We start from the raw sequence: 5093 nt of genomic DNA, 5'->3' as shown, positions 1-5093 counted from the left end.
GGGCGGAGCCCCGAGCGCCTTGGCCAGGGCCTCCTTGGCGGCGAACCGGGCGGCCAGGGAGGCGACACCCCGGCGCTCCCCACTGGGCAGCAGCAACTCCCGCTCCACGAACAGCCGCTCGGCCAGCGCGGGCGTCCGCTCCAGCGACGCCGCGAACCGATCGATCTCGGCGACGTCGATCCCGACCCCGATGATGCTCATGCGCAGCACCTTACGGGCCGTCCGGCGCCCGCGGGCTCGGCTCCACGGCGACCACGTCGGCTTCGTGAGTCGCGGTGACGGCACGGTCGAGAAAGCGGGTGAGCCTGTCCGCGTCGGAACACAGGTGGAGACCGCGGTGGAGGTGCTTCGAGAACTCGACACCGCGCGCCTGAAGGACACGCAGGACCGCTGCGGCCCGGGCCGAACACCCCTGCGGTGAAACCCGTCGCCCACCGCTCGGGATGTTCGGCCTCCCCCGCCGCGCGTGCGTGCACGAGGGCCAGGTTCTCCAGGGGGACGACTCCCCGCTGTCTGAGCCCCTCCAGCCCGAACCGGAAGTCCCCCGCCACCTTGCACGGGGGGATGCCCAGCGCAAGCCACACAGCCGTGAACCTGTACAGGTCGAGCAGCCCCGAGGGCCCGTCCTGCTGACCGTCCTGCTCGTCGGCCAACGCTCAGGCCCGTCCGGGGCCGGTCTCCGGGACCTCCGGGTCCTCGACGAACAGGTCCTCGGCACGCGCCACGGTGCGGGAACGCTCCAGCCACGCATCGAGACGCTCCAGGTCCGTGCAGGCCGTGATGCGCTCGCGCACGGAGTCCGATACGGGGATACCGCGCACCTCCAGTACGTACAGGATGCCCTTGGCCTCCCCCTCGGCCTTGCCTTCTGCCTTGCCTTCCGCCTTGCCTTCTGCCTTGCCTTCTGCCTTGCCTTCTGCCTTGCCTTCTGCCTTGCCTTCGAGGTAGGCCGTCTCACGGACCGTCCCCCGGCCGGGGAAGTAGTTGACGAACGACATGATTTCCTTCAATTTCTTTCCGGCTGGGCTGTTGCCCAGGCTGATTTCCAGGAAGTCGTAGAAGTAGTCGGCGGTTTCAGGGTCCGTTGTGCGCGTCTCATGAAGGGCGGTTGTCAGCGCCTTCAGTATGGCGTCGGAATCGGCACTACGGGCGTGCGCCAGGGCGGACAGTACGGCCAGCGCGAGGTTCTTCGCCGCGGTCCGGGCGTCGGTGATCACCGGCAGGTTCTCCGGCCCGACGACCAGCGGGTGGGTCCGCTGCGCCGTCCAGCCCCGCGTGCCGCAGTCGAAGGGACCGGCCGCCCACTTGGCTGTGACTCTGTCCTGGCAGACCACGAGAAGCAGGACGGGCAGGCCGTACTTCGCCTGGAGAAAGGCGACGTAGTACGCCCAGCTCCGCTCCTTGCCCGCGACCTTGCCCGACTGTGACTCGATGGCTAGCAGGAAGTCCTCGCCATCGGACGGGCCGACGCGCAGCACTGTGTCCACACGTCGCTCCAGCGGCCGGGCCTCCGTCACGTCGGTCGTGACCGCGTCCACGGTCGCCTTCGCGGATAACGGGACACCCAATACCCCGAACACGGGAGCCAGGATCTCGGGCCGCTCCTGGAAGATGCGGTGCATGCCCTCGTGAGCTGATGTGACCATGTGTGCAACCTAGTTGGATCAAGGGGTGATTTATCCGGGTGAAGGCGGTACGTTCACCCTTTCGAGGGGCGCTAAAACGTTCAGGCCGCCGAGGTCAGCTCGCACCACACGTACTTGCCCCGATTGCCGTCTCTCGTCAGCGGCTGCCAGCCCCACAGGTCGGAACACGCCCGGACCAACGCGAGCCCCCGCCCCGCCTCCGAGTCGGCGACCTGCTCGAACGACCCTGGCGGCTCGGGTGGCTCCGGGTCGGCGTCCCACGCTCCGATCCGCAGTACCCCGGCCGACCATCGCACGCGCAGGGCGGCGGGCCCCTTGGTGTGACGTACGGCGTTGGAGACCAGCTCGGCCGCGAGCAGTTCGGCCACATCACCCAGGCGGATCAGCCCGTGCATCGTGAGGATCAGGCGGAGGGTACGGCGGCCGACCGTGACGGCACGCAGGTCGTTCGGGATGTACAGGGTGTACTCCCAGGACTCGCCGGACTCGCATTCGAGCATGCGTGAACTCCCGTTTGATGGTGAGGGGTTGATGTCACGGGGCGGTGTCATTGCCGCAGCCGTCACGACAGGACGGGGCGGTGCGCTTCCGGAGCCCCCGGCAATCCGCAGCGTGTGCGTCGCGTCACTGACGGTAGGTCTTACTGTTTAAGTTCCGCAACCCGATCGCATACCCTGACACCCGAACGAGTCGCGCCGACAGGCGCATTGGGAGGCAAGCGATGGCATTGAGGAGCCAGCCAACCGCGCGACAGATGCGCCTGGCCCTCGAACTGCGAAGACTCCGCGACGCAGCGGGTCTCACAGCCCGCGAGGCGGCGGCCCTGCTCGGGGTCAGCGCCCCGCAGATCAGCCAGATCGAGGCCGGCCTCGCCGGAGTGAGCGCGAAGCGCCTGCGCCGCCTGGCGGCCCACTACGTGTGCACGGACGAGGTGTTCATCGACGCCCTGGTTGCTGTGGCAACCGATCGGACACGCGGTTGGTGGGAGGACTACCGGGGACTGCTGCCCACACCGTTCCTCGCCCTCGCCGAGTTGGAGCACCACGCCACGTTCCTATGGGAGGCGCAGTTCCTGTACATCCCGGGTCCACTCCAGACTGAGGCCTACGCTCGCGCCGTCTACGCCTACAGAGTTCCCGAACTTCCGGAGGAGGACCTTGAGTTGCGCGTCCGACACCGGATGCAGCGCAAGGTGATTCTCAAAGGCCCTGCTCCCAAGCCTTACGAAGCCGTCGTCCACGAGGCGGCCTTGCGCATCATGGTCAGTGACCGCGCCACCTCACGAGCCCAACTCGTTCACTTGCTCGAACTCTCCGAAGCGGACGACGTCACCGTGCGCGTCCTCCCCTTCGACCTGGAGGATTTCGCCGGAGCCGCGAGCGCCATGACGTACGCAGGCGGCGCCGTTCCCAAGCTCGACACAGTCGTGCGTGACGGGCCGCAGGGTGCCGCCTTCATCGACTCCGAAGCCCAGCTCGCCGCCTTTCGAACACTCTTCCGTAAAGTGGAGGCGGTGTCGCTCGACGCCGAGCGGTCCCGCGAATTCATCCACAGGTTGGCGAAGGAGCTGTGAGGCGCCCGATGGACACCACCGGCAACTGGCGAAAGTCATCCTATTCAGGGCCTGGCGACGGCGACTCCTGCGTGGAGATCGCCCCGGCCCCCACCCACATAGCCATCCGCGATTCAAAGGCCCCGGCCAGGGCAACTGTCACCGTCCCAACCGGAGCGTTCACCGCCTTCGTCGACGCCCTCAAGGGCGACTACTCCACCGTCACCGACTTCGCCAGGTTCCGGGGCTGATCCACCTCGTTGCCCCGGGCCGTGGCAAGCTCACAGGCGAACACCTGCAGCGGCACGGTCGCCACCATCGGCTGAAGCAGCGTCGGAGTGACCGGGATCCGGACCAGATGGTCGGCGTACGGCACCACCGCCTCGTCGCCCTCCTCCGCGATGACGATCGTCCGCGCCCCCCGCGCCCGGATCTCCTGGATGTTGGACACGATCTTGTCGTGCAGCACCGACCGACCGCGCGGTGACGGCACGACCACGACCACCGGCAGGTCCTCCTCGATCAGCGCGATCGGCCCGTGCTTCAACTCCCCCGCCGCGAAGCCCTCGGCGTGCATGTACGCCAGTTCCTTCAGCTTCAACGCGCCCTCCAGCGCCACGGGGTAGCCCACATGCCGCCCCAGGAACAGCACCGTGTTCTTCGACGCGAGCGAGCGCGCCAGCTCCCGTACCGGCTCCATGGTCCCGAGCACCTGCTCCACCGCACCGGCGAGCGAGGACAGGTCGCGGACCACCGCCCGGATCTCGTCGCCCCACTTGGTGCCCCGCACCTGGCCCAGATACAGCGCGACCAGGTAGCACGCCACGAGCTGCGTCAGAAACGCCTTGGTGGACGCGACGGCCACCTCCGGCCCTGCGTGCGTGTACAGCACCGCGTCCGACTCGCGCGGGATCGTCGAGCCGTTGGTATTGCAGATCGCCAGCACCTTGGAGCCCTGCTCGCGGGCGTGCCGCAGCGCCATCAGCGTGTCCATGGTCTCGCCGGACTGGGAAATGGCGATGACCAGGCTCTGGCCGTCCAGGATCGGGTCCCGGTAGCGGAATTCGCTGGCCAGCTCCACCTCGCAGGGGATCCGCGCCCAGTGCTCGATGGCGTACTTGGCGATCATCCCGGCGTGGAAGGCCGTACCGCACGCGACGATGACGACCTTGCCGATCTCCCGCAGCACCCGCGGAGGGATCCGCACCTCGTCCAGCGTGAGCGAACCGGAACGGTCGATCCGGCCCAGCAGCGTGTCGGCGACCGCCTTGGGCTGCTCGGCGATCTCCTTGAGCATGAAGTAGTCGTAGCCGCCCTTCTCGGCGGCCGACGCGTCCCAGTCGACGTGGTAGGAACGGACGTCGGCCGGGCGGCCGTCGAAGCCCGTCACCGTCACACCGTCCCGCCGCAGCTCCACCACCTGGTCCTGCCCGAGCTCGATCGCGGACCGCGTGTGGGCGATGAACGCGGCGACGTCCGAGGCGAGGAAGGCCTCGCCCTCACCGACGCCCACCACCAGCGGCGAGTTCCGCCGCGCACCCACCACCACGTCCGGTTCGTCGGCGTGTGCCGCGACCAGCGTGAACGCGCCTTCCAGCCGCCGGCACACCAGCCGCATCGCCTCGGCGAGATCCGCGCAGGAGGAGAACTCCTCGGCGAGCAGATGCGCGACGACCTCGGTGTCCGTCTCGGAGGCCAGTTCGTGGCCGCGCTCCGCCAGTTCGGCCCGCAGTTCGGCGAAGTTCTCGATGATGCCGTTGTGCACCACCGCGACCCGTCCCGCGTTGTCGAGGTGCGGGTGGGCGTTGGTGTCCGTCGGCCCGCCGTGCGTGGCCCAACGGGTGTGCCCGATACCCGTCGCGCCGGTCGGCAGCGGCCTGCCGTCCAGTTCCTTC

Annotated in this window: 6 protein-coding genes; 2 read left to right on the top strand and 4 right to left on the bottom strand. The window is 68.5% G+C overall.

Going from position 1 to position 5093, the window contains the following annotated elements:
* From ABZ281_RS37255 to ABZ281_RS37245, 3 genes are all read right to left on the bottom strand, one after another.
* On the bottom strand, positions 1-201 hold a 201-nt coding region (locus ABZ281_RS37255; RefSeq protein ID WP_356662466.1), incomplete at its 3' end, for a 4'-phosphopantetheinyl transferase superfamily protein.
* A gap of 455 nt (positions 202-656) precedes the next feature.
* Positions 657-1646, bottom strand: coding sequence for a hypothetical protein (locus ABZ281_RS37250; protein ID WP_356662465.1), 990 nt, complete (start codon positions 1644-1646; stop codon positions 657-659).
* 80 nt (positions 1647-1726) lie between these two features.
* Complete coding sequence (locus tag ABZ281_RS37245) at positions 1727-2146, bottom strand: ATP-binding protein (RefSeq protein WP_356662464.1); 420 nt, start codon at positions 2144-2146, stop codon at positions 1727-1729.
* A 254-nt stretch (positions 2147-2400) separates the two neighbouring features.
* Between ABZ281_RS37245 and ABZ281_RS37240 the strand changes: the two genes are divergently transcribed.
* Together ABZ281_RS37240 and ABZ281_RS37235 are read left to right on the top strand one after the other, a co-directional pair.
* Positions 2401-3219, top strand: a complete 819-nt coding sequence (locus ABZ281_RS37240) for a helix-turn-helix transcriptional regulator (RefSeq protein WP_356662463.1) — start codon at positions 2401-2403, stop codon at positions 3217-3219.
* Positions 3220-3227: 8 nt separating this feature from the next.
* Positions 3228-3449, top strand: coding sequence for a DUF397 domain-containing protein (locus ABZ281_RS37235; RefSeq protein WP_356662462.1), 222 nt, complete (start codon positions 3228-3230; stop codon positions 3447-3449).
* On the opposite strand, the gene glmS is transcribed toward ABZ281_RS37235, so the two are convergent.
* Positions 3410-5093, bottom strand: a 1684-nt coding sequence (gene glmS / locus ABZ281_RS37230; protein ID WP_356662461.1) for a glutamine--fructose-6-phosphate transaminase (isomerizing), incomplete at its 5' end; no start/stop codon positions are given. The two genes, ABZ281_RS37235 and glmS, sit on opposite strands and share 40 nt — an antisense overlap.

The sequence above is a fragment of the Streptomyces sp. NPDC006265 genome (genome assembly GCF_040613555.1).
Taxonomy (GTDB): domain Bacteria; phylum Actinomycetota; class Actinomycetes; order Streptomycetales; family Streptomycetaceae; genus Streptomyces.
This window is presented reverse-complemented; position numbering and strand designations above follow the sequence as displayed.